Origin of the sequence: Roseburia sp. AM23-20, from assembly GCF_003470905.1 — a bacterium.
In the GTDB taxonomy this organism is placed as follows: domain Bacteria; phylum Bacillota; class Clostridia; order Lachnospirales; family Lachnospiraceae; genus Roseburia; species Roseburia rectibacter.
Map to the genome: position 1 here is coordinate 134,360 of NZ_QRHS01000002.1, position 25,940 is coordinate 160,299.

Here is a 25,940-nt window from a genome sequence, read left to right on the forward strand (position 1 = left end):
GCAGCCTGCTTTTATTGTATTTTCCCTGATCTCTTAATCTGCATCATTTTTTATGTCGATCAGATAACTTGCAGATGTTGGTGCAGACAATCTGCGGATGCATAACAAATAAGATCTAAATCAGGTGCATCTAATTTGACGGACAACATTATATTCTCTGATCTTCTCTGTCATAATAAAATCCTCTCTTTCTTAAATTGCATACTTTTCTTTTACCTCTTCTGCTGTTGGGAAAATTCCGGTATCAACATATACTTTGTTTTCCCCGGCAACTACCTCTGCGATATGCGTATCATTATCTGCCATAAGCAGTTTTTCCGCTTTTGCACTCGCATTCTCCAAAGCTTCTTTTATCTCAGCCTCCTGCACCTTTGCACGGATTGCTTTTGTTTTTGGCATGAACTTTGCCCTGCGCCGCCTCTGATACATGGCATTGCGCTCACGAAGTCTTTGTTTTTCCTTTATTTCAGCCAGTTCTTCTTCCGTCAGTTCCTGTGCCGGAAGTTCCACTTTACCGATGAAGTTAAGGTAAATCTCTATCTCCATCACACGCTCGCCATCAATCTTTTCCGCTTTGTGGACAAGTATCTTATCCACAAATTCATTGATGATGACAGGTGTTAATTCCGTGATATCCGTGTATTTATGGACTAATGCCAGAAATTCCTCCGTCCGGTCTGTATCCTCGTCATACTGCGTAAGCTGCTCCCTGCATGCCTTAATGGACTGTTCCAGTTCTGCCTGTTCTTTTTCATACCCTGCCGATAGCATTTCATATCTTTTGTCAGGCAGTCTGCCAAGGGCATTGTCCTCATACACTTTTTTAAGAAGGATATCAAGCTCTGCATACCGCTTCTCCTGATGCTTTAACGCAGCCTTCAGCTTCTTCGCCTCACTCTGTTCCCGGATTTCTAATGCACTGCGGATGCTTTCGACAAATGCTCTCTCATCCATCCTTACACTTTTACACGCATACTGAATGGTTTCAAGCACAAACTGGTCAATCACCTTTGCCTGTATATTGTGCGAACAGCAGACCTTTCCTGACTGGTCATGGCTGTTATTATAATTGCCGCAGTTATAACAGGCTGGAGTTGTTCTGACACTGCCATCCGGCAGTCCTCTCCATTTTCTTCCGGCACGCTTTCCCTCATTACGATAATGCATCTTTCCACCGCAGTCCGCACAGAAAATCTTACCCACAAACGGATTTGACTCGCCCTCTGTGTTTATCCTGCGTTTGGTCTTTCTAAGCTCCTGCACCATATACCATGTTTTTCTGTCAATGATCGCCTCATGGGTATCCGTAAAGACCACTATCTCGTCACTATCATTTTTTACAGCAGTCTTATCCTTATAGGAAAGCTTCTTTGTACGGAAATTCACTGTATCTCCCATATATTCCGGTTTTTCAAGCATTCTTACGACACTTACTCCTGCCCATTCATATGGCTTTGACATATCACACCGGTTCTTATCTTCCGGATCTTTGATATATCCGTATGGCGGATTGTTGGTAATTGGTTTCCCGTCCCTGCCCTTTGCCTGCAATACCGCCTTTATCTTGCGGCTGCAGTCACGCAGATACCATTCATTCATGATATTTAAAAAAGGGGCGAATTCGCTGCTGGTGTTAATATCACTGTCAACACCATTAGAGATAGCAACGAAATGGACACCTTTTTCCCGAAAGAATACCTCCGTGTAAAATCCTACCTGTAGGTAATCCCTCCCGACTCGGCTCATATCCTTTACAATGACTGTGCCAATGCTTCCGTCTTCAATCTGTCGGAGCATTTCCTTCCATCCCAGTCTGTCAAAATTTCCACCGGAATATCCGTCATCTGTAAAATGCACCAAATCGGTATATCCATTACTCTTTGCATAGTCCTCCAGCATTTTCTTCTGGTTCACTATACTGTTGCTGTCTCCCGCAAGCTCATCGTCCCTTGAGAGTCGCTCATAAAGAGCAGTTATTCTGTTTTTCGATTTGTCAGTTGTCTGTCTGGTTCTGTTCATGCCGAACTCCCTTCCGGCAACTGACTTATTTGTGGTAGCTCTATCTTATCATAATCCGCTTTCTCTGTCAGCACCTCTCTTGAAATAATGTGGGAAATCTTGCCCGAAAAGGTATCTGTACTGTTTTTACTCGTTAATACCCTGATTTTGTAAACTGTCCCACCAATCCTGCGATAAAAAAATCCAGCTTCACATGAGCCGGACTTTCTATCGCCATTATTTAGTTTTTCTGCCTCCATAATCAATCCTTGCCTTTCTCTCTGATAAAAATTATAATTGTTTCATGCTTCCGCTTCGTGTAACCGAAGCTTTTGTTTATCCATACTTCATATCCTTTTTGCTCCTTTCTGTAATTGCTTTAGTGATAAAAAGAATTACTCTCTTCACTAATAGGAGAAATACGGCTACAAAATCGGAAGTGTTTTGAAATTATTTTTGAAAAAATTTTTAAGGACTGATTAAATTGCCAAAATATGAGGAACTAAAAGCTTTCCGCAAACAAAACTTAATACCGGAATACAACGATTCTTCCAGTGAGAAAACTATGCTGCACAGGGAAGCCCGTGCATTGGCAATCAGCCGTCTTGAAGAAACTGCACGAACCGAGGAAGAATTTGCAAATGTTATATCGTGGTGGGATAAACTTGATGACAACAGGGAACGCAGAGAGCGCTACCATGAAATCGGACGCTCTGAAGTACCGCTTGAATGGCACGCCTCTGATTATATCCTGCCCGGTAATGCCAACTATGATATGGTGCTGTGGCAACAGATACTTGCCGGCGATTTTATTGATTATATCTTTGATGAGCCGGATTACATCCATGAGCTTGTACGCAGTCAGGATTTATGCCTGATATTAAAGAATATGAAGGAACACCAGAAACAGCTTTTGTACTATGTGATTGTCCGGTCATACTCCACTCTCCAATACGCTGAGCTGAATGGAAAGACTGACCGCAATGTGCATGGTGTAAGGGAAACTGCCATAAAGCAGATAAGAAAGAAATATAAGACTGCTATTGAAACAAGGCTGCTTCATCTGCCTTGGACACTTACATTGGACGAAAAATATTTTCTTGAAAATGGGGCAAGAACTAAAGACGAAAAGAATTCTGAAAAACAGTGACTATGCTGCCTGAAATATATAACAGGGTAATATGATACTTTTAATGTTTTGTCAAAAAAAAATTGCGTTGAAATTTCAGAATGATAACCCTTGACCTATAATGTGTAATCGAATAGAATTGTTAATAGATTACAGTTTCTTTATATAGAAGTTATACGAATTGAATTTCAGACGATTGCTCTGATTCCAGTTAAATCAGATTGGAGTCTTTTCATGAAAAATCTATTTGAACATACCAGTTCCCCATGGATACGGTACAGTAGTTATGAATACAGCACTGCCGAAGATGGAACATTGTATATTGTAGTATCTGCGGATGCCAAACCAGAAATGTATAATCCTATGAAAGATGCAGAATCACTTGTACTGGATGCTGTCAACATCGGTTTGTAGGTCATGCATAAAGCGCCTGAAGATGAACTGAAAAGTATGGTACTTCGTTTCATCAATTCCTACGGATTTTTAGGCTTTATGACTGCACTTCCGACAACTGCGGAATTTATCACCTATGAATCTGTATATCTTCCGAAAAACCACTTTATTAAAGAAGAATCTCTATCAACAGAAAGTTATCTCGATTACTTTTATCCGTTTGATAAGATGGATTTTCATAAAAAAGGGATAGAATCCAGTTGGTCAGTATCTGACAGGAATGGCATTGCAATCGCACTTGCAACGGGAAAGAATCCACAGGCTGTTACGATGAGTTTTCAGAAGGAATATGCAGAACGCTATGACTGGCTGGTGAAAGAATTTTCCGACTGGGCATTTACCTTTACCACAAGTTTCTTATATTATATGGACTACGACAGTCTTGATGAACAGACAAAAAACCTGTATCGTCAGGGTATGTCTGCATTTGGCGGAATATCCCCGACTTACCATATCTCATTAGTGGAAAATGCCCCGGTTATCGTATGGAACTTCCATTCCCTGCTCGTCATGATCCAGATGTGCTTTTCTTTTATGCTTACGGATTCTGACTGCGATATGGAGCTGTGTAAGCACTGTGGCAGGGCATTTATCGCAAGCCGTAAGGGAAATGAGTTCTGCTCTCCGAAATGCAAGAATCAGTATAATGTCTATAAGACAAGGGTTAAGAAAAAAGAAGAATAGCTCCAATATACAAAACAAAGACGGCAAATCATCAACAACTTGTTGACGATTTGCCGTCTCTTATTTTTGCTAATGATAGTTACGCCATTGCAGACTCTCTCTTCTTAATAATCGCCTCAACTTCATCAACACCTGTTTCAGCTACATCTGCGATCTGATCCAATGTATAACCCTTTTTATACATATTCAGAATAAACTTTTCGCTTGTTTTTTCAGTAGCTTTTTCAGTAGCTCTTTCTTCAATTCCTGTACTCAGATTACACATAATTCTCACATCCTCTCTGAATTCTTGACTGATTGGAATATTATATTCATGTTCTATAATATCCAATTTTTCCTGTTCTTTCAATTCACTTGAAAGTAATGCTCCAATCAACCGGTGCATTTCATATTTTTCATCATGTTCCGGAATCTCATTTGTGATTCCTATTAACACAATGTTTAACAGATCGAGATTACCTTTCCAGTTACATGGTTTTAACATCTCATCTTTTGTCAAATGGATGTGGCTTAAGCTGTTATCATCCATGTTCATACATATCCATATGCTGAATACCTGCTTAATGTCGTCGTAGTTAGTATTTACAAAATCTCTTTCCTTTTGTGACGAAATCAGAATACCTCTGTCGCATTCTGCCATATTTGCCAATCTGATAATTGCTTCCATCTTCCAATTCCAAATCTGGAATCAATACATCGCCTTCCCAATGATATGTTAACTCCATACGCTGCTCCTTCCTTTGTGCTAAATGTTTACAGTTTCAATTAAAAGAGTATCACCTTCTTAATACAACATCTGCAATCTATCATTCACCACAAATGAGCCAGCCGCCTATGTTGTGTTATATCCGCGAACAATGAGCCAAGCTGACACGCTGGCGTGTCAATTTGGCGAATGTCGCGAGAGTCAAATGCTTGCATTTGACTAGCAGATGGAGGTTTCCGCTAAACAACACTGTTTTGGGAAATCTGACATCTACACTTCACAACATATCACTTCATTTCCGTAAGCCTGTGCCGTATCGATATGACGGTATCAAGGCTGACTGCCGCTTTCACTGCCTCTGCTGCCGCATTGTCTTCAATAAACCATGTTCCAAGTCCAAGCTGTGGAATCTTTACACCATTATTTAATGTTATCATTTTATCTGTCATCATGAATGATACCTCCTTTTTCCGAAGAGCATATTCCATGAAGTGAACTTCAAGTCAAGTATTTTCTTTCAATTTTTTCACTTTTTATTTTTCAGATACTTTTTTGTCTGCAGCCTTGCATACATACATATTCCGATCTGCCGCCGCGATCACATTTTTTAACTTTTCATGTTCGCCAATCGAATAACCGACTGCTGCGGTGATCGGTATTTCACAGTCCACCTGCACGGCTGCAAGTGTCTGTTTCCAGATTTTTATCATCTTTTCTGCCGTTTCACCGGTTCCTCCGGGAATAAGTGCAAGCATTTCATCACCACCGTACCGGAATGCCATACCGGTGTCACCTAAAGCAATCCGTATTGACTGCGCTGTTTTTACGATCATCTGGTCGCCTGCAAAATGCCCATAAGTATCGTTCACATGCTTTAAGCGGTTAATGTCCCAGTAAATAACAGCGATCTGCTGGTAATCATACGTCCTTTTCTCAATGATCGAAAGAAGTTTATTTTTATTATAGAGTCCGGTCATCTCATCCGTTGCAGCCTTCTGCTCCATCTTCATTGCACTTTTCAATGATTTCCGTATCACCTTGTTTACAATGTTCGATACAAACACAAATGAAATCGCCATGAGACAACGCGGCAGTACATAATATAACGCAATCGTCATACCCGGATCATCGTTAACCTGATTCAATAGAAAAATACCGTTTTGTGAAGAATTATCTAAAGAGCTCGTGGTAAGCAGCACCATATTTGCATCACAAACACCATAATAATACCCGGCATAAGTGCTGACTATAATCGAAAAAACCGTAAGCACAAATGTATAGATGGATAGACGTTTCGACGTATACATGCCTGCTATGATGATCGGCACCACAATAATAATGACCATGTGATATGTCAGTGAAATACTGGCAGCCATGATAATGAGGCTGATCGATGTTATACTGACATACTTTGTCAATGGATGCTCAAGTCATAACAACAGCAAAATCACAATATACAGGACAGCTAAAAAGCACCCGGTAAAATAACCTCTTGCAAAAATCGTTTTATCAACAATAAAAATTCCAGCGCAGTTTAACAACATTTCCACAGAATAGACAGCAATGCAGAATATAATAAAACGGAATACATAAATATTCTGTGTCACATTCTCTTTTTCATCATCTGGATCTTTACTGAATAACTTATGTATGGTAACATCCCATTTTTCCATTCACTGCACCTTACCCTTTCGGCTGATACCGGATATCCGACACATGATACACCGTAATAAATGCTTTCGGATCTTCATGATTCATATAATTCATTAATTTCTGATACTCATTTTTATCCACGATGGTAATAATCTCGTTGCGTTTCTGCATATTGTAAGCACCGATTGATTCATAGATTGTTGCCCCGCTGTGCAGATCATTGATGATAAAATTACGGAGTTCCTCTTCCTTCTCTGTAATAATGCATACACGGCGTTTGATATTATAATCAAAAATGAAATGATCTAAGATAATTCCATTAAAATAAGTTCCTAAAATACTGAGTACCACTGTCTTTTTATCATAAACAAAGGCTGCTGAAAGTGCAACACACATTCCTGATACAGACATTGCCCTTCCGAGATCCATATGCAGATATTTATTCATGATCTTTGCCACGATATCGAGTCCTCCTGACGATGCGTTACGGTTAAATAAAATACTTAACCCCACACTGACTACTAAAATATAGCATAATACATCCAGTTCCTGACTGTCTGTCATCGATCCGAAATCAGGAAAAACTCTTTCAAATACACCTAAAAATACCGGAAGCATGATGCTTGTATAGACAGTTTTCACTCCAAATTCCCTTCCACAGGTAAAAAAGCCGATGATAAGAAGCACCACGTTCAAAATCATGGTGATCGCCGACAACGGCAGCTGAATGAAATTTGAAAGCACGATTCCAAGACCGGAGATACTGCTGACAGATGCATGACTTGGCACCAGAAAAAAATACACTGCCGCCGCAATGATCGCCACTGCTGCTGTTAAGATCGCAGTCTCCTTCATAATCTCTATATAATTCACTTGTTTTTTCATAATGCTCCTCATTTCCATGCAATTTACTGCTAAGATATTTGCCAATGCAAATTGCTGTTTTTCTGATCATACTAGGTTTTCTACTTTGTTTTCCTTTGATGAAACACGGGATTTTTTATCAGCATTACGATCAAAGGTATCACCATGATGATCCATGTGACCGGTTCTGTCCAGATGACACCCCAGTAACCGAAATACCGGACAAAGACCGCTGTAAACACGATCTTACATATCATTTCTATAAAACTTGAAAGTATCGGTGTCTTATAATCTCCCACGCCCTGCATCGTATTCCGCAGGATCACGATCCACACACAGACCATTTCAAAGAGCATGTCCACCCGCAGATAGGTCGTTCCCCAGTACAAGATTTCTGCATTCTGTGTACTTGCGATAAAACTGACCAGATAACCGGCAATCGTATACGCCATGATCATTACCATCACTGCCCAGCCACATCCGAGCAGCAACGCTGCCTTTAACCCGGAAGTAATCCTGTCATATTTTCCGGCACCATAATTCTGCCCGCTGTATGTTGCCATGGTAGAACCAAGTACTGTGACCGGGAGTCCCCATATCTCGAATATTTTTCTTGCCGCTGTATGTGCCACGATCACAGATGTTCCAAGTGTATTGATCCCGGTCTGTAAGATCAGTGTTCCAAGATTTACAAGGCTCGACATCATTCCCATGGAAAGCCCGCCGGACAGCATCGCAAATACTTCTGATTTGTTCAGTTTAAAATGTCTGCGCTCCACCTGAAGGATTGGGAAATGCTTTTTGATATGTATCACACAGAGTACCACCGATACGACCTGCGAGATCACAGTCGCCACTGCCGCTCCGCCAACGCCCATGGAAAATACCAGAATACATACATAATCTAAAATCACATTCAGCACCGCCGCTAAGATCAAAAAGATCAGTGGTGTCATGGAATCCCCGATTGCGCGCAGGACATTTGCACACATATTATAAGCAAGCGTTACGAACATGCCGAGCACCAGAATACTGATATAAGTATACGCCATCTCTTTTTGTTCTGCCGGCACATGCATTACCGTAAGAAGCGGTCGTAAGAATACAAACACTCCTGTTACCAGTATGGCTGCCGTTATAAATCCTAAGAGAATCGTTCCCGCAACACTTCTTTTTAATTTTTCTGTGTCTCCTGCTCCAAAATACCTTGCAGTCACAACCGAAAATCCAAGTGTCATTCCATTAAAGAAACCGGTTAACAGGTTATAAAGGATTGAGACAGAACCGACTGCTGCAAGTGCGCCCTCGCCAAGCGTGCTCCCAACGATTTTTGTATCGATCAACCCATAAAAAAGCTGAAATAAATTGCCTAAAAACACCGGAATCGCAAACTGTAAGATCAGTTTTACTGGTTTTCCATCTGTCAGATTTGCACCATTTCGTTTCATTTTATTTTTATCTCCATATTAATCTCCATTCTTGCGCTGTTTTTTCAATAAAAACAGCGTTTTTATTTGCATCACAAGTTTGTGAGAAGCACAAATCTTGCGTGTGAAAAATGTATTTTTCACACTATGTTCTTCATATTATCTGAAATCTCCGTCCTTTTTTCTGCTCTCAAAATAAATAAAATGATCGATTGCATCTAAAATATCGGAAAAATCTTCCTGCGGCGCAAGGTCAATATAACGTTTTAAAAGCTCCTCTTCCTGATCTTTGTATCTTCCATAAAAAATATCATACAGGTTATGCCCGCGCAGATAGATTTTTATCTCCTCCATATGTTCTTTAATGTCGGATACACTCTGCATCTCATATCCTAATACTTCTGTCAGATGTCTGCCACTGCTGAGACGATACAGATATTCCTTCCATTTATCAAACAGCGTCTCATAAAATGCCTCCTCAGATGCGACCACTCCGAGTTCCGCCATCACTTTCGGATTAAAGAAATAGTTTTCAAAGGAATAATATTTTAAGATCAGAACATTCTCCGGTCTTACCTTTGGCAGTGTGTCGACATCCTCTAAACTCCGCTGTTCATAATAACGGCAGAGCTGTTTTCCTAATTCCATCCTGTCTTTTCCATCTCCGTCACGTATCATCAGAAACTGGTCACGCAGATAGATCTGATTCATATATTTCAGATTGGCATAAGTTTTGATATTTGTACAACTGTTTGTCGTGATGATCGCAATTCTTGAAAGTTTTCCATTTTCATCATAAGTCTCTGAATAATACTTCCGGATCAGAAGCGGCAGACGGCTCTTATCCTGCTTGCCTTCCACGATAAATACGAAATTCACATTCATCAGATCATTTGCCGTATAACCAAGGTCTTCAAGGATCGCACTCACATCCGTCTTTGCACACATCTTTGAATATCCTTCGCCATCTAAAACAATCTGTCTTATCTGCCTGCTGTTAAAATTTGCCAGCAAATTCGGCGAGTGCGTGGAAAAAATCACCTGATTTTTTCTGGACAGACGGTATAAAATCTCACCGGAAACCTTCTGAAGTTTCGGGTGAAGAAATATCTCCGGATCTTCGATCATAAGAATACTTGGAATCCGCCCTTTCGTCCCCGTATAAGTCTCAAGTAAAGACAACATATAAATGCTGCGCATGCCTTTTCCCATCTTCGCTACCGGTCTGGTCAGATTCTGCGCCGGATTATGGATCTCCGTCGTAACTTTTAACATCCGCTCCACATCGCGGTTCATGGAATAAAGGATTTCATCCTGTCCGCCGTTCTTCTTATAATTCTGGTTTACTTTTTTCGCAAATTCATCCAGATTCAACTGGTAAAGTTTATAATCTAACAGCTTTGCTGTCTCAAATGCATCCAGCTCTGCAGGCGACTTTTTCTCGATCAGACCAATACAGGAAAAACAGTGGCCGCATTTTTTTGCCTGATTAAACATACAGGTGTCCGCGCGCATCCGCTTTAACAGCTCATCCTCCTGAAGCATTAAAAGATCTCCCTGAAGCTGATTTAGATCACGCTCTGCATCCAGATAGTATATCTTTGGAAATATCTGTGGGATGCAGGAATTATTTTTGTGCTCCTTATCCTGATACCGCACCCATCCATCCCTGTGCGCGATAAAGGTAAACTGCAGCGCACCGCCTTCTTCGTTATTTTCTTTTACCGAAAAAGAAGGCAGCTTTTTGCAGAAATCTTCAAACCATGTCTCATATCTTTTATACTGGCTGACCACGCCATTCTGATGCAGCCATTTCAGATCTTCATCCAAAAATTCCAGTGACAGATCCATCTCGATATTGGCGCTGTCCCCGTCAAAATCTTCCGAAGAAATGCGATAGTCTCCAAAAGCCGCACGGATCGCCTCTAAGATTGTCGTCTTTCCGGTATTATTCTGCCCTACTAAGATCAGCGCATTTTCAATGTTATCGATCTTCATCTCATGGATTGCTTTAAAATTTTTAATATGGATACCGGTCAGCTTCATTTCCGTCTCCCTTCCTGCATCATTCTTTTCTTTTTTATTTTAACACCGAAATACCCGTCCGTCATCCATCTTTTTCCTTCCATAACTTATCAGTCATATTAAAAAATATAGTATGAAATATAAGTTCTTCTTTACAATGTTATAGCAGTGTGCTATAACAGAACTTGTCAAAACTAATATTTCATATTAGCAGAGTAGAACTCTGTGCGTTAAGTGCCATGTGAACAGGGAGTTGTCACACGGACGAAAAACAAAAGCAATGCTTTTGTTTGCGGTACAGAATTCGCATCCCGCTGCTGCATAAAGGTATATGTCTCCTCTATGCGGTTTTAGGAAACTGCTAAGGAAGGAGGCTTTTTTTATGAAAAAATTAAAAGAACTGTATCAACAATCACTAAAAGAGCTGTGTCGCACAAAGACGATCGTGCTCTGTGGACTCTTAGCTGCACTCGCCATCGTGCTTAGTCTTGTGGCAAGTATCCAGCTTGGTCCCTACATCAAGATCGGCTTTTCCGGTCTGCCGAACCGCATTGTCGAATTTTTGTTTGGTCCGGTTGTCGGATGCCTGTTTGGCGGTGCACTTGACCTGTTAAAGTATGTCTTAAAGCCGGATGGTCCTTTTTTCTTTGGATTCACCTTTAATGCCATGCTTTCCGGTCTGATCTACGGCAGCCTGCTCTACCGTCGTCCAGTCTCCATCAAGCGTATCGTGATCGCCGAGTTTTTTGTAAAGCTGGTCATCAACTGCGGTCTGAATACGCTCTGGATCTCCATGCTTTACGGCAAAGGATTTATTGCACTGCTCGGCCCGCGTGTGATCAAAAACGTGATCATGCTGCCGATCGACAGCTTTATCTTATTTTTCGCCCTGACTTACGCCAGAAAAATCGCAGCACAGTTTGGATTTTTCACAATAACAACAGGTGCCAAAGAGCGCGCCTGACAGGAATCCGATTTCATTAAAACAAGAACAACTTCTGCCCGTAGGGCTTTTTATGTAATAGGGAAAGACACTCCTTCACTACTCTGTGAAAGGGTGTCTTTTTAAATAATATCGGATTCCATACACATCTGCAAGCAGCCATCCGATCGGGATTGCCACCCAGATGCCGATCACTCCTATTCCGGCTATTTTCGGCAGTGTGTATGCCAGAAGAACTCTTGTTCCAAGTGAAATGATCGTCAGTATCAGAGACATTTTCGGAATATTCACCGCCCGGTAATAACCGTAAAGCATAAAAAGTACACCGATTCCGATATAACATGCCCCTTCAATCCTTAAATAGGTCACTCCGACTTCTATGATTTCTTTCTTACCCGCTCCCACAAATGCAGACATTACGACCGTGCCAAAGCTGTTTACGACGGATAACATATATGATAATAGATCATCAGTCCCACTCCCGATATATACTGGGAAATGGTCGTCGCCTCTGCAGTCCCTTTGATTCCCACCGCTGCCATCGCATCCGATCCGATATATCTGCCAACGATCCAGGTATCTGCCAGATTATAAAACTGCTGCATGACATTGCCAAGCATGAGCGGCAGTGCAAACATCCACAGCTTCGATGTGATATTTCCTGTTGTAAGATCCTGCTGTAACATACTAATCTTCATTTTTACACTGTTTTTAAGCACAAATCTTGCGTGTAAAAAATGTATTTTTCACACTATCCTCATTTTTTGCTGTTCTTTGTACATTCCATATTTGTACAAAAATACACTACCACGTTTTCCGCAGTCCTTTCGGATAATGATTTTTCATGACTCCACCAGCCAGTTTTCCCCAGCCGGTACTAAATCCAGCCGCCGTGATCAGGTACCAGCCCTTTTCACCATCATAAGAAAATGTTCCACCGTTTAAGTAACTGCGGATCATATCTCCATCCGAAGCTAAATCTGCAGCATAACGAACCTGTTCTTTTTTCAGTGCCAGAGCAAGTGCATGGGATGGCTCCAGACGATTCTTCTTTAACGTTCCAAGATGTAGTCCCGGACGTAAGACTTTAAGACCTTTTACAGACGGCATACCCTTCGGTGCAAGGTAAAGCTGATCTCCAAACTTCAGATATGTACCATTTTTCTCCAGTCCGGCTAATGTCTGCGGATCTAATGTATCTTTCGCAAAATCCAAAAATTCTACAATTCCCTTTCCCTGTACTTTCAGATCTTTTGCCGCGATTCCTTTTTCTTCACCATTCCGGCAATATCCCTGTCTTAGCGTTCCTTCTTTTTTAAGCACAGCCAGATAATGTCCTTCTCCATTTAAATGCTGTGGCCAGAGCCGGATCGTCTGTGCGATCTCCAGGAGTACCTGTCCTTTCTCTTCTTCAAAATAAGCCCACTCCGGTACTCCTGCCGACATGCCTTCTGCCTTTTTTACTTCCACGATATGAAACTCCGGGTGCCGCAACAAAAAGCGTGTCATGCTTCCTTCATTTTCTGCCGGTGCAAAAGTACATGTTGAATACACGATTCTGCCACCCGGTGCAAGCATGGATGCCGCACAGTCTAAAATGCCATCCTGCCTTTCGGCACAGATTTTAACATTTTCTGTACTCCATTCTTCACACGCCGCCTCATTTTTACGGAACATTCCTTCCCCGGAACACGGTGCATCCACCAGAATCCTTGTAAAATACTCCTCAAACACCTCTGCTAAACGCTGCGGTGTTTCATTTGTCACCATCGCATTTGCAATGCCCATCCGCTCCACATTTTCGGACAAAATCTTTGCCCGTGCCGGATGGATCTCGTTACAGATGAGAAGACCCTGCTCGTTCCACTGACCGGATATATACATTTCATTCATTCTTGCCGCGATCTGTGTACTCTTTCCACCCGGTGCTGCGCAAAGATCTAAGATCCGCTCCTGACAGGATGCAGCCTCTTTGTGCGCTATATCATGAAGCTCCGCTTCATGATCGCTATCTACACTCGCTCCGCTCGGCAGTCTTTTTATATCATAATCCCCCATCAGATAAGATACCGGAGCCATGGCACTCGGCTCCTGGATATAATACACACCAGCCTCATGAAGCGGATACTTTCCAGGGGTATCATCCTTTTCATAGTAAAATCCGTCTTTCGCCCATGCTACGGGCTGTAATTGAAACGGCACCTTGTCTTTCATCTGCGCAATATCTCCCTTGATGCTGTTTAACCGCAGTGCCTGATATTTTTCTTTCTCATAACTTTCTAAAAATGCTGGATATTCCTCTCCAAGCATCGATTCCATTCTGTTTAAAAACGCTTGTGGAAGCATTTTAAATCCTCCCTGCTTCTTCTTCCGATTCTTTCTGCTATAATTTTAATTCTTCCATTCGTTCAGCTCTGCTTAATTATCCAATAGCCACTTTTACTTGAGCCCTCATATTCAATTAAGCCATTATCTTTCAATTTATTTATCGAACGCTTAACCGTGCTTAATGAAACCTTCATCTGACTTGCCATTTCGTCCCGTGTCACATGCCCATCCTGGCGAATCAAATTCAAAAGTCCTTCTTCCAAAACACCAAGTCTTTGGGGGTCATTTTGAGGTTCATTTTGGGGTTCATTTTGAGGTTCATTTTGAGGTTCATTTTTTCTCTGATATACCCTACCAATCACATCATTCACCCTCTGGTAAATTTTCTCGTTAATTTCTGTATCAGTCTCCTTTTTTCGATATAAATTTACCCTAAAATCGCCATCAAAATCAATCAGCTCCGGTTTAGGCAAACCATACTCCTCGCAGGCTTCAAATAACCTCGGTATTCCGGTTCCCCATTTTTCAATGATTTTCATGTATGCAAAAGCTCTTGCGATTGCAGGATTTCTCGGTTTTGAGTAACCTTCCATCATTTTTGCAATCGTAACATTGTTCAGAAGCATACCTGGAGAAGTAATCTCCAGCCTGTTATCATACAATGCTACCTGTATGTTTCCCGGTTCCAGGTAACTACGATGTGCAACAGCATTTGCAATCAACTCTCTGATACTGTCTGTAGGCAGCTCATACACATCCTGTCTATACATTCCTTTTATCGTCATACCCATATTGATTTTTTCAAGTACATACTGGTATGCAGCTTCCATCTGTTCCTGAATGGAACCTTCAAATTCTCTTCGATCCACAAAATGGGCTCTATTGATTCCCTTGAATACACCACATTGAATAACTGGCTGCTGAAACATCCGTCCGGTCAGAAGTGCATACGCATTCGTCGGATATACATTTCCGCCTTCTTCCTTCAGAACCCCCCATGAAATCAGCACATTTTTGGTAACATCCTTAATCTTTGCCTTTTCGCTGTCCTGCCATGTATTTCGTATAGCAGTCTCTTTCATGCTCTTACAAAGTTCCTCAATCTCACCGTCAGTTATTTTCATATTCTGGCATATTTCACTGTCAAAATAGCGATTCTTCCCCTCCAGAATCAGTTCTTTTAACATATAATCTTCCACATGTCTGGTCGTGCCTGCCACACGCACATAAGTACCCTCAAACATGCCCTGTGATTTGATATAATACGGACGCTCTGCACCCGGAAGTATCTCCAACACAATCACTGTCTTATCCCTGACGGCCTGCATAGCAACATCTGGTCTGATAGCCGGCTCACAGGAATCAGAAATTGCATTGGTAATGGCATCCATGGTCTTATAAATATTATCTACATCCATTCCAACAACATCTAAAGACTTATCATCTATTCCAAAAACAATCCTGCCACCTCTGCCATTGGCAAAAGCTACCACTGTTTTCATGTATTTTTCGCTTTTTTCTGGTACAGTAATCTTGTACTCAACATTCTTTGATTCGCCGGAAAACAACGTATCTTCTGCCATATTGCTACCTCCTGATCTGAAATCAAATTGGTTTCTTTGTAAAGTTTCTGCAAATTTGTAATAATGCATGCTTCAAGTTTTGTTTCTGTAAAAGATATATCCGGCGTCAGCCCCAAAAATTCAACGACAACCGGATTTTTTATAAACTCCAGTTTATCCTGCTGATAAGTCAGAGTTTTTTCTTTCATTTCATGCTCTACGGGTTCTTTGTCTTTAGACTGTAATAAACGGTAATAATACTGTGTATCTATATTTCTCTGTAACGTGCGCACACTCCAGGTCTGTTCATATGCTTCTTTCTCATACCATTTACGTGCAGCTTCGTCATGCACCTGTAATAAAATTCTATAATGTTCTGTACATCATTCAGGATATTATCTGTTTTTTGAAAATTATTCATAATATCATTATGATCCATTTTTGTCACAACATTCATCCGTCATTTCTCCTCTGATAAAAAGGATCTGGTATATATGCCCAGATCCTTTCAAATTTAATTCCAATTTTCTCAGTCACAGATCGGTATCCGGTATTTTACCTTGCGGAAAATCTTCCACACAATAATTATCGGCATAGCCAATACCAGATAAGCCGTGGACAAAAGTCCTGCGGCACCACCAACGATCATCATAACCCAAATAAGAATCTGCATTTTTTCTACCTCTCATAAAATAATATTTTTGTTTTTATTTCATGAGAGAAAAAATGCCATTCTTTTTTCCATCCGCCCTTCTCACAAACTGCACTAAAAGCAGTCCCCGTGGAATGATCTCATCCGCCCTGCGGTACCAGATACTCCAGAACTGCAGGATCAGTGCCGGCAGTATGACAAGAAGTATCCTTACCGTGACCCCCGCCATTCTGCGCCAGTTTATAGAAGCAAATTCTTTTGCTCTCCCGCTTTCTAATGTCTCAGAGCGTCCTCTGGCAGTCTCTAACAATGCATCATGTGTTTTTACGATACGCTCGCCGGAAAGCATTGTCTGACCGGATGTTTTCTCATAAGATATCAGCTGAAAGACATCCGACTGGCTGCCCACGCAGGTCGTAAGCAGGATCATCCATGCGAAAAATAACGGCAATATTCTTTTATAACAGGTTTGTAAATTTACCAATTTCCTTCGCTTTTTTGTATATCTCATCACAGTTCATCTCCAGATAGACTTCTAACCCTGCTACTTCCTTATCGGAAAATCCATGATTCTTTGTAATTTTTCCCGGCGGAACCATGCCTTCTGCAATATCACTTCCACGTTCAAATCTCACAGACACTCTTTTTTTCCCATCGATCTTTAAAAATCCGGACTGTGTAAAGTTTACTTCTTCCTTTTTATTCATGAGAATCTCCATTCCTGCGCATATCAAGCTGATGCATAAGCACAAATCTTACCTGTGAAAAATGTTATTTTTCACACTGATCCGCTTTTCTGACTGCTTCTGCTACCTCAGCAGAAATATGCTCTGCCATATGTACCTTCTTCTCCGGCTCACGTTTTGCATGATATGTCTCTAACATTTCCCCGCGTTTGCGTGCGATCTCTTTTTCCAGCTCTCTTGCGGAGATCAGCACACATCCGGCTCCCCGGATGATGATCTGCTCTAAACCATCCGAAGTCGCAACCGTCACACGGTATTTTCTGCCATTTTCATGTGCGAATTTCTCGATATACTGATCGGCAGTCTCTGCCTCTCTCGTATAAACCACATGAATATTGTGGTAATCAAACATTTCTGTCTTATGCCCCTGCACACGGTATGCGTCAAACACCACGATCAGCTCACATCCGCGCATACCCTGATAATCACACATAATATCGAGAAGTTTTCCACGCGCCCCGTCTACATTATCACGGGCAAGTTCATTTAACTCATCCCATGCAAAAATGACATTGTAGCCATCCACAAGCAGATATTCTTTTTCCGACAGCGGCGGCGTATAAGTTCTTGTCACCGGCGGTACATTTGCACTGCTCCCTCCTGACCTTTTCCAGACATTGCGTCCCGGAGCAGATTTTTCCCGTTTATTAGCATTGTATGTCTGATTTAAGATTCTGTCAATCTCATCCGTGCCAATCCATTCTTCTTCCCTGCTCTGCTGCTGCATGTAAACCTGCTTTGGCTGCCATTCCTCTGTTTCTTTTGCCGGCTTTAGCACACTTTCCAAATGCATATAATCCATAACCTGATCCCATGGGACAACAAATCCTGCTCCATGGGCACAGAATACAGACCCTGTCGGATTTGCCAGATCACGCTCTGAATCATAACCAAGCGCCTCGACAACCTCCTCTGTATTATGGCATGGCAGATAACCGTGCAGCGTGCAGGTAAGGCTTCCATGTCCCTTGGTATATGCCATAACATCTTTTGCATAATCACGTATCGATGCAACCGGAATGATCCCTGTGAGTACTGCCATCTCTCCGTTCCGGTTCGGAGCATCAAATTTACCTGACATTCCTTCGATATCATTCATGGCACGTCCAATACATTCATTCGGTAGTTCAAGCCTGAAATCATACCATGGCTCTAACAGAACGGACTGTGCCTGTTTTAATCCCTGCCTTAAGGCACGGTAAGTAGCCTGTCTGAAATCGCCGCCCTCTGTATGTTTTAAATGTGCACGTCCGGCAACCAACGTGATCTTCATATCTGTAACCGGTGAGCCTGTCAGCACACCGACATGTTCTTTTTCCTCTAAATGGGTAAGCACCAGTCTCTGCCAGTTTCTTGCCAGCATATCCTCACTGACATCCGCTGCAAAGGTAAGACCGCTGCCGTTTTCTCCCGGCTCCAGCAAAAGATGTACCTCCGCATAATGACGCAGTGGTTCAAAATGTCCCACTCCCTCCACGGTATCTGCGATCGTCTCACGGTAAAGGATCTTTCCTGTGCCAAATTCCACCTCCACACCAAAACGCTCAAAGATCAGTGCTTTTAAAATCTCGATCTGCACTTCCCCCATGATCTGTATCTTGATCTCCTGCAGTTGTTCATTCCACACAATGTGAAGCTCCGGATCTTCTTCCTCTAACATCGTAAGTTTCGGCATCATTGCCTGTGGCTGTACCCCCTCCGGCAGGATCAGTTCATATGTCAGCACCGGCTCTAAAATCGGCAGTTCCGACTCCGTCTGGATTCCGAGTCCCTCTCCCGGATAAGTATAGGATAACCCTGTCACAGCACATATTGTTCCTGCTTTTACCTCATCTTGGGTCTCAAATTTTTCACCGGAATAAATGCGGATCTGGTTTACTTTTTCCTCCCAGATATCATCTTCCTTATTCTGCTTATATCCAGTCAGCAGATTTCTTGCCTTTAATGTTCCACCTGTGACTTTTAAATGCGTAAGACGGCTGCCCCCTGCGTCGCGCGTGATCTTAAATACAGTTGCGCCAAACTTCTCCGGATAATCCGGAATTTTGGTATATTCAGAAAGTGCCGCCAGCAGCTCGTCAATCCCGTCCATCTTAAATGCTGAACCAAAAAAGCATGGAAACAATTCCCTTTTCTGTATCATTTGACGGATATCTTCTTCCCCGATACTGCCGCCTTCTAAATATGTTTCTAAGACTTTTTCATTGCAGACAGCCACGTTCTCATAAAAATCCTCATCCAGATATGTTCCATCTGTATTTTTTGAAAAATCCACACAGGCACTGCCCAATGTATCTTTGATCTGTGCCAATAATTTGTCGTGGTCTGTTCCCTGCTGATCCATTTTGTTGACAAAAATAAATGCCGGGATATTGTAGCGCGCTAAAAGCCGCCACAATGTCCTCGTATGTCCCTGCACACCGTCCGCACCGCTTATGATCAGCACAGCATAGTCAAGCACCTGCAAGGTACGCTCCATTTCCGCAGAAAAATCCACATGTCCCGGTGTATCTAACAGTGTAAATTCACATCCTCCATACGAAAAAACAGCCTGTTTGGAGAAAATTGTGATTCCACGGTTTCTCTCCATTTCATTGGTATCTAAAAACGCATCTTTATTGTCCACACGTCCGGCTTTCCGGATGCTGCCACTTTTATATAATAACGCTTCCGACAATGTTGTCTTTCCTGCATCAACATGTGCTAACATTGCAATATTTATATGAGTCTGTGTCATAAAAATCTCCACTCCTGCTTTCTTTCACCTGCACTCATGATAACACAAAATTTGCATTAATGCCTTGCTTTTTTCTCTTCTCCCGGTATTGTTTTATGACACAAAAATAATTCAACGGATATCTCCCCCTCAAAGCCTTCCTCCACTGCTTCTAACTGGCATACCCTGTTTTTGTATCCCATCGGTCCGATCTGCGTGTCCGGACGCATCGCGAAAAATAATGCCGAAGAATGATGCTTTGGTGCGCATTTCAGATATTCCGTTGTGTAAAACTGCATCTGATAATCCCTGTCGCACTCATATTCGATCATGGGCAGGACACAGCCTTTGGGACATATCTGCGGCAGAAGTTCCATAAAGTCGTGCTTCATCTGTGCAATCTGTTCTTTGCTGAAATGTTCCAGATAGTGTTTATCTTCAAAACGTGTCTCTGCCTCTTTCCAGACATCATGGAAACGGATGCCATGAATATAAACACTGCTTTCTGCCTCTCCGGTCAGATGGAGCACTTTGGGTTTTGTATATTCCCCCGTCTTTAAGCGGAATCTTTTTTGTACCAGAACAGATCGGTGCTGTTCTGACAGCGTAACCGTAACATCCTCATTTCCCATATTCCAGAATGCTTCTTCGGACAATTCCTGCCCGTCTTTTCCCGTCAGTTCATAGCAGGTGATAAACAGCCTGTCAAGCTCCACCTGTTCTAACTCCCCTAACTCCGCTCCCTGTCCAAGCATATATAAAAACTGTATCTGTTCCTCTATATTATATCTCTCGCCAAGACAGGTGCCTGTTGCTGAAGCGGCCTCAAAACAGCAGCCACCGCTTACAATTTTTTCGATCCACACCTGGTCTGCTTCTTCCAGATTCTGCTTTAACTCTGCCCGGTTTGTCTTCGCTTCTTTGTATGTTCTGTTTCTGTGTTCATATTCCTGTTCCGACATGGCTGAAATTTCCCACAGATAAAATGTATCCTCTTTTTTTGCAATCATGGGAAGCACTGTATAATGTTCTCCCTCGCCATATGACAGATTCAGTATTTTTTGTTTCGTTACAGTTGGAAAAAGGGTTCTTAAATTTTGTGTATTCATAATATCTCCGTTCCTCCTAAATATGAAAAATATCGATCAGAAATACCATCGCCAATCCATAATAAGTGATCACTGCAACCAGATCATTCACCGTCGTGATCAGCGGACCGGATGCAACTGCCGGATCAATATGGATCTTGTGGAAGAACATCGGGATGATCGTACCTACAAAACCAGAGATTACCATCGCAACGACCAGAGAAATCCCAACGCACCCGGAAATCAGGAATGCTGACATCCAGGCATATTTTTTGAACAGGTGGATGTAAATGCCAAGAAATACAAGTGCCATGACGCCAAGGCTCGCTCCGTTTAAAAAGCCGATCTTCATTTCTTTTCCGAGAAGAGCCAGTTTTTTTCTGGTATCTAAATCCTCATCCACAAGTACACGGATCGTTACTGCAAGCGACTGCGTACCAACATTTCCTGCCATATCAAGCACCAGCGACTGAAAGCAGATCACGATCGGCAGAACTGCAACCACAGATTCAAATATTCCGACAACAGAGGACACTGTCATCCCAAGGAACAACAGTATGATCAGCCACGGCAGTCTCTTTTTCATACTCACGATCGTCGGTTCCTTTAAATCCTCCTCGGAGGTCAGACCTGCAAGTTTTGCATAGTCATCTCCCATCGCATCATCTACTAACTCCACGATATCTGTTGCAGTCAGAATACCGGCTATCTTTCCATCCTGTGTCAGTACCGGGATGGAATCCTCCTCATAATCTGCGATCTTTTCCACACATTCACTGATATTTTCATGTTCATACACATATGGATAAGAGCTGCTTATGATCTCCTGCAGAGGTGTATTTTCTCTCGCGATGATCAGATCTTTCAGATCGATCGCTCCGGCAAATTTTTCCTCTGTATCAGTAACATAAATCGTTGAAATATTATCATGTTCCCCCGCCTGGCGGACCAGTTCGCTCATCGCTTCCCGGATGGACAGCTCCTCTGAAATACAGACAAAGTTGTTCGTCATGCAGCTTCCAATCTCATCCTCCTCATAGGAGAGCAGTTTCTGCACATCTTTCTGTGCGTCCGCATCCAGATGGCTCACGATCTCATTTTTCTTTGACTCGGACAAATCATCTAACACGTCAAGTGCATCATCTGCATCCATGTAGGAAATTACTTTTGCTGCCTGATCTAAAGACAGTTCCTCCAAGTACATTTCCGCATCATCAAAATAGGAAAATATCTCTGCGATCCTTTCAGAGCCGAGCACACGGTAGAGATGCTTCCGCTCAGTCTCCGTCAGAAATGTGATTGCCTCCGCGATATCTTTCTCATGATAATCTGACAGCAGATTCCGTAATTTCTGCTCATCTTTTGTAACACGGATGATCTTTATCAGTTCTTTTACATAGTCTTTTTTCGGGATTAATACTTTTCTCATTGTGACCTCCTTTTCGCCTGAAATGGGCATAAAAATACATCGCTTCATTGTGATTGCAAGGATCCTCTGATGCGATGTATAAAAAGGTGCTCAACAATATAGAATATGGCGGTCAGACTTTCACAGACAGCCACATTCTTTTTTTACATCTTCGTACATCGCATATTTTACTTCGTCCTACGCTATCGCAACTGTCCATGAAAATTCACCTCCATTAAAATTTGAATTTGGATATATCTAAAAATGACGTGGTCATTGTAGCAGAAATGGATGAGAAACGCAACCCCTGTTCTTTATAGAAATTTCCCCGTAACACTCTCCTCATTCGCTGCAATCTGCTCCGGTGTCCCGCAGGCGACCACTCTGCCGCCCTCCTCTCCGCCGCCGGGGCCCATATCAATGATATAATCTGCATTTCGGATCACATCCAGATCATGTTCAATGACGAGCACAGTCGCCCCGTTATCGACCAGCGCCTGAAATACGCCAAGTAACGTCTGTACATCCAACGGATGCAGTCCGATGGTCGGCTCATCAAACACAAAGACAGAATCCGACTGTCCTTTTCCCATTTCACTGGCAAGTTTCAGTCTCTGTGCCTCGCCGCCGGAAAGACTCGGTGTTTCCTCCCCCAGCGTCAGATATCCAAGTCCTAAATTTTTCAGGACACCAAGCCTCTGGTGCACCAGTTTCAGATCCTTGACTGCCTGCAGCGCCGTATTGACATCCATCTCCATCAGTTCCGGCAGGGAATACCTGTTTCCCTGTTTATTTTCATAGCTGATCTGCCATGCCTCTTTCGCGTACCGGGAACCGCCACATTCCGGGCATGGGATGTCCACATCCGGTAAAAACTGTACATCCAGACTGATCTGCCCGGTTCCATCGCAGACCGGGCAGCGCAGCTTTCCAGTATTGTAGGAAAAATCCCCCGCTTTGTATTTCCGGTCTTTCGCATCCGCTGTTTTTGCATAGATTTTGCGGAGTTCATCATGTATGTTTGCATAAGTTGCCACCGTTGAACGGACATTGATACCGATCGGTGAGGCATCGATCAGTTTCACATGGGCAATCCCTTCCGCCGAAATACTCTTCACATGTTTCGGCAGATGTTCCCCGCAAAAAGAGGCTTCCAGTCCCGGAATCAGACTCTCTAAAACCATCGTGGTCTTCCCCGAACCGGAAACACCGGTCACCACGGTAAGTCTGCCCTTTGGAATATCCACTTCCAATGGCTTTACCGTGTGAATGTTATCCGTGGATAAATGCAGTTTTCCAAGTGCAAAAACTTCCTCTTTCCCTGCCTGTGTGCGGACATGCATATCTGCCGTTTTCGCCAGAAAAGGACCGATCATGGATTTTTTATTGGAAATAATCTGCGGAATGCTGCCCTCCGCGATCACATATCCTCCTCCCACACCGGCTTCGGGTCCCATCTCGATCAGCCAGTCCGCCTCCGATAATATCTGCGTATCGTGGTCTACCAGAAGAACGGAATTGCCGTCCGCGACCAGATCATGCATCACGGCATTAAGCCCTTTGATATTCGACGGGTGCAGACCGATCGAAGGCTCATCTAACACAAACAAAACGCCTGTCGTGCGGTTTCGTACCGCTCTGGCAAGCTGCATCCGCTGCCTCTCTCCGGTCGACAATGTTGAGGCCGTCCGGTCAAGCGACAGATAAGAAAGTCCCAGATCCATCAGCCTTTTCGCAACGGCCTGAAACGATTCACAGATGGATTCTGCCATGGGACGCATTTCTTCCGGCAGGGAATCCGGCACTCCTGCCACCCAGTCCACCAGTTCTTTTAAGGTCATTTTGCAGGCTTCATCCAGACTTATCCCACGGAGCCTTGGTGCTCTCGCAGCTTCAGAAAGCCTGCTGCCGCCACATTCCGGACAGATATCTTCCTTTAAAAATTTTTCCACGCGCTTCATGCCCTTCTCATCTTTTACTTTTGCAAGCGCATTTTCCACGGTGTAAACGGCATTATAATAGGTAAAATCCAGTTCACCCGCCTGGTTGGATTTTTTTGCCTTATAAAAAATATGTTTTTTCTCAGCCGGGCCGTGATAGACGATCTCTTTCTCCTCGTCTGTCAGTTCCCGGAATGGGACATCCGTGCGCACGCCCATCTCACGGCAGACATCTGTCATCAGTGACCACATCAGACTGTTCCACGGTGCGACCGCTCCCTCATCAATGCTGATCGAATCGTCCGGCACCAGCGAATCAAAATCCACTGTCAGCACACTTCCCGTACCGCCGCATCTTTGGCACGCCCCCTGTGAATTAAAGGCAAGTTCTTCCGCACTCGGTGCATGTACTTTTTCCCCGCACACCGGACATAAGATTTCCTGCTCTGCTGCTACTTTTAACGTAGGCTCTATGTAATGTCCATTCGGACAGCGGTGGGATGCCAGTCTCGAATACATCAGCCTTAAGCTGTTCAAAAGTTCAGTTCCGGTTCCAAACGTACTGCGGATCCCCGGTATTCCCGGACGCTGATGGAGTGCTAAAGCTGCCGGGACATATAACACCTCGTCCACCTGTGCTTTCGCCGCTCCTGTCATACGCCTTCTTGTATAAGTAGAAAGTGACTCCAGATATCGTCTGGAACCCTCTGCATACAAAACACCAAGTGCCAGCGAAGATTTGCCCGAACCGGACACACCTGCGACCCCCACGATCTGATGCAGGGGGACATCCACATTTACATTTTTCAGGTTGTGGACTCTCGCCCCTTTTACCCTGATATATTTTGGTTCATTATGGTTGGTTTCCATGATGGTACTCCTTATTTATTCGTCTTATCCTGCTCACAGAACAAAGAGTCGCTTGCGACTCTTTCGCGCCCGAGCGGTGCTGTTTACAGCAAACTCTTCTCCGCGAAGAGCGCATCCCGCCCGTAGGGCTTTTTGAGTCATAGGACGTAATTTCCTATGAAGATTCGGGTGTCAAAAGGTGGATTTTAATTTAGTGGCTGGCAAATTGCACAAAGCAGAGACTGTTTTTGTGACTTGGAGAGAAAATTAGAAAATCTTAGTTTGCCTGTCGATGCGCAGTGTTTTGCTGCCATGGACGGCAGCAAAAGTCTTAATGTCCCATGGACGTCATCGTGCCATAACTGGCGCGAGTTTAAGACGTACACGTCACTTTGAGAGAATTTAACACAGGCAGACTTAGATTTTCTTATTTTCGGACAACGGAACAAAACAGCCCCGGCTTTGTACAATTTGACAATCAAAAATTTGGAAGCCACCTTTTGACACCCGAATCCTATGAATCAAAAAACTTTCCTGACACAGTATAACATAAAATAATGGATTGCACTCCCCTCTATCCCCATAAAAAAGACAGGCATCTTAAAAATTCCTCTAAAAGAACCTGTCTTTCTTATGATTTTATCGTTTTTCAGTTCAACTTTTACCTGCCATTCAGCTTCCAGTCCGCCGAAGCCGTCTGCAGTTCTACCAGTCTTGCATAAAGTCCGTTCTTTTTCATCAGTTCATCATGTGTTCCGCTCTCTGCAAC

At 42.9% G+C, this 25,940-nt stretch carries 25 protein-coding genes, 1 pseudogene and 1 riboswitch; of the genes and pseudogenes, 4 read left to right on the plus strand and 22 right to left on the minus strand.

Going from position 1 to position 25,940, the window contains the following annotated elements; translation table 11 throughout:
* Positions 1 to 192: 192 nt before the first annotated feature.
* Positions 193 to 2,019, minus strand: coding sequence for a DUF4368 domain-containing protein (locus DW650_RS03560; RefSeq protein WP_241070955.1), 1,827 nt, complete (start codon positions 2,017 to 2,019; stop codon positions 193 to 195).
* Positions 2,016 to 2,258, minus strand: coding sequence for a transposon-encoded TnpW family protein (locus tag DW650_RS03565; protein WP_117918546.1), 243 nt, complete (start codon positions 2,256 to 2,258; stop codon positions 2,016 to 2,018). Before DW650_RS03565 ends, DW650_RS03560 begins: the two co-directional genes overlap by 4 nt.
* Positions 2,259 to 2,482: 224 nt before the next feature.
* On the opposite strand from DW650_RS03565, the gene DW650_RS03570 reads away from it, so the two are divergent.
* The 3 genes from DW650_RS03570 to DW650_RS03575 all read left to right on the plus strand — a co-directional run bounded on the left by DW650_RS03570 (position 2,483) and on the right by DW650_RS03575 (position 4,264).
* On the plus strand, positions 2,483 to 3,148 hold the full coding sequence (locus DW650_RS03570) for a sigma-70 family RNA polymerase sigma factor (protein ID WP_118209074.1): 666 nt from the start codon (positions 2,483 to 2,485) through the stop codon (positions 3,146 to 3,148).
* Between the two features lie 213 nt (positions 3,149 to 3,361).
* Entirely contained in the window at positions 3,362 to 3,541 is a 180-nt protein-coding gene (locus DW650_RS20720) for a hypothetical protein (protein WP_330414579.1), read from the plus strand.
* Positions 3,542 to 3,544: 3 nt separating this feature from the next.
* Positions 3,545 to 4,264, plus strand: coding sequence for a hypothetical protein (locus DW650_RS03575; protein ID WP_330414580.1), 720 nt, complete (start codon positions 3,545 to 3,547; stop codon positions 4,262 to 4,264).
* 79 nt (positions 4,265 to 4,343) lie between these two features.
* Here the strand turns inward: DW650_RS03575 and DW650_RS03580 are convergent, their stop codons facing one another.
* The 8 genes from DW650_RS03580 to DW650_RS03615 all read right to left on the minus strand — a co-directional run bounded on the left by DW650_RS03580 (position 4,344) and on the right by DW650_RS03615 (position 10,960).
* The gene (locus tag DW650_RS03580) at positions 4,344 to 4,793 is read right to left on the minus strand and encodes a hypothetical protein (protein WP_243006705.1); all 450 of its coding nucleotides are present in this window, start codon (positions 4,791 to 4,793) and stop codon (positions 4,344 to 4,346) included.
* 46 nt (positions 4,794 to 4,839) lie between these two features.
* Entirely contained in the window at positions 4,840 to 4,989 is a 150-nt protein-coding gene (locus tag DW650_RS03585) for a TnpV protein (RefSeq protein WP_330414581.1), read from the minus strand.
* Positions 4,990 to 5,257: 268 nt separating this feature from the next.
* Positions 5,258 to 5,422 carry a hypothetical protein gene (locus tag DW650_RS03590; RefSeq protein ID WP_330414582.1) on the minus strand — a complete coding sequence of 55 codons (165 nt, stop codon included), beginning with the start codon at positions 5,420 to 5,422 and terminating at the stop codon, positions 5,258 to 5,260.
* Between the two features lie 81 nt (positions 5,423 to 5,503).
* Positions 5,504 to 6,388 carry a GGDEF domain-containing protein gene (locus DW650_RS19935; protein ID WP_241070953.1) on the minus strand — a complete coding sequence of 295 codons (885 nt, stop codon included), beginning with the start codon at positions 6,386 to 6,388 and terminating at the stop codon, positions 5,504 to 5,506.
* Positions 6,389 to 6,400: 12 nt separating this feature from the next.
* Complete coding sequence (locus DW650_RS19940; protein WP_241070952.1) at positions 6,401 to 6,643, minus strand: hypothetical protein; 243 nt, start codon at positions 6,641 to 6,643, stop codon at positions 6,401 to 6,403.
* Positions 6,644 to 6,653: 10 nt separating this feature from the next.
* A complete protein-coding gene (locus tag DW650_RS03605; protein ID WP_117918550.1) occupies positions 6,654 to 7,508 on the minus strand; it encodes a YitT family protein in 855 nt (284 codons plus the stop codon).
* Between the two features lie 80 nt (positions 7,509 to 7,588).
* Positions 7,589 to 8,935, minus strand: a complete 1,347-nt coding sequence (locus tag DW650_RS03610; protein ID WP_117918553.1) for an MATE family efflux transporter — start codon at positions 8,933 to 8,935, stop codon at positions 7,589 to 7,591.
* Between the two features lie 138 nt (positions 8,936 to 9,073).
* Positions 9,074 to 10,960 carry an ATP-dependent nuclease gene (locus tag DW650_RS03615; RefSeq protein WP_117918555.1) on the minus strand — a complete coding sequence of 629 codons (1,887 nt, stop codon included), beginning with the start codon at positions 10,958 to 10,960 and terminating at the stop codon, positions 9,074 to 9,076.
* 188 nt (positions 10,961 to 11,148) lie between these two features.
* Positions 11,149 to 11,258: riboswitch (THF riboswitch) on the plus strand.
* Positions 11,259 to 11,321: 63 nt separating this feature from the next.
* Between DW650_RS03615 and DW650_RS03620 the strand changes: the two genes are divergently transcribed.
* On the plus strand, positions 11,322 to 11,903 hold the full coding sequence (locus tag DW650_RS03620) for a folate family ECF transporter S component (RefSeq protein ID WP_117918557.1): 582 nt from the start codon (positions 11,322 to 11,324) through the stop codon (positions 11,901 to 11,903).
* A gap of 78 nt (positions 11,904 to 11,981) precedes the next feature.
* On the opposite strand, the pseudogene DW650_RS20725 reads toward DW650_RS03620, so the two are convergent.
* The 12 genes and pseudogenes from DW650_RS20725 to DW650_RS03675 all read right to left on the minus strand — a co-directional run.
* A pseudogene (locus tag DW650_RS20725) lies at positions 11,982 to 12,269 on the minus strand (MATE family efflux transporter); the annotation flags it as partial.
* A 50-nt stretch (positions 12,270 to 12,319) separates the two neighbouring features.
* Positions 12,320 to 12,580, minus strand: a complete 261-nt coding sequence (locus DW650_RS20730) for an MATE family efflux transporter (RefSeq protein WP_117918561.1) — start codon at positions 12,578 to 12,580, stop codon at positions 12,320 to 12,322.
* Positions 12,581 to 12,686: 106 nt separating this feature from the next.
* A complete protein-coding gene (locus tag DW650_RS03635; RefSeq protein WP_117918563.1) occupies positions 12,687 to 14,228 on the minus strand; it encodes an RsmF rRNA methyltransferase first C-terminal domain-containing protein in 1,542 nt (513 codons plus the stop codon).
* Positions 14,229 to 14,290: 62 nt separating this feature from the next.
* Entirely contained in the window at positions 14,291 to 15,793 is a 1,503-nt protein-coding gene (locus tag DW650_RS03640; RefSeq protein WP_117918565.1) for an ATP-binding protein, read from the minus strand.
* Entirely contained in the window at positions 15,709 to 16,137 is a 429-nt protein-coding gene (locus DW650_RS03645; protein ID WP_330414588.1) for a DUF1016 N-terminal domain-containing protein, read from the minus strand. Before DW650_RS03645 ends, DW650_RS03640 begins: the two co-directional genes overlap by 85 nt.
* A 164-nt stretch (positions 16,138 to 16,301) precedes the next feature.
* The gene (locus DW650_RS19680; protein WP_199536167.1) at positions 16,302 to 16,445 is read right to left on the minus strand and encodes a hypothetical protein; all 144 of its coding nucleotides are present in this window, start codon (positions 16,443 to 16,445) and stop codon (positions 16,302 to 16,304) included.
* Between the two features lie 34 nt (positions 16,446 to 16,479).
* Positions 16,480 to 16,935: a hypothetical protein gene (locus DW650_RS03650; RefSeq protein ID WP_243006707.1), complete on the minus strand. Its 456-nt coding sequence runs from the start codon at positions 16,933 to 16,935 to the stop codon at positions 16,480 to 16,482.
* Entirely contained in the window at positions 16,883 to 17,131 is a 249-nt protein-coding gene (locus DW650_RS03655; protein WP_117918567.1) for a hypothetical protein, read from the minus strand. The genes DW650_RS03650 and DW650_RS03655 overlap by 53 nt, the downstream gene beginning before the upstream one ends.
* A 64-nt stretch (positions 17,132 to 17,195) precedes the next feature.
* Positions 17,196 to 19,907 carry a translation factor GTPase family protein gene (locus tag DW650_RS03660; protein WP_118209075.1) on the minus strand — a complete coding sequence of 904 codons (2,712 nt, stop codon included), beginning with the start codon at positions 19,905 to 19,907 and terminating at the stop codon, positions 17,196 to 17,198.
* 56 nt (positions 19,908 to 19,963) lie between these two features.
* Entirely contained in the window at positions 19,964 to 20,995 is a 1,032-nt protein-coding gene (locus DW650_RS03665) for a hypothetical protein (protein WP_118209076.1), read from the minus strand.
* A 16-nt stretch (positions 20,996 to 21,011) separates the two neighbouring features.
* Positions 21,012 to 22,433, minus strand: a complete 1,422-nt coding sequence (gene mgtE, locus DW650_RS03670; RefSeq protein ID WP_117918573.1) for a magnesium transporter — start codon at positions 22,431 to 22,433, stop codon at positions 21,012 to 21,014.
* Between the two features lie 263 nt (positions 22,434 to 22,696).
* On the minus strand, positions 22,697 to 25,192 hold the full coding sequence (locus DW650_RS03675) for an excinuclease ABC subunit UvrA (protein ID WP_118209077.1): 2,496 nt from the start codon (positions 25,190 to 25,192) through the stop codon (positions 22,697 to 22,699).
* Between the last annotated feature and the right edge of the window lie 748 nt (positions 25,193 to 25,940).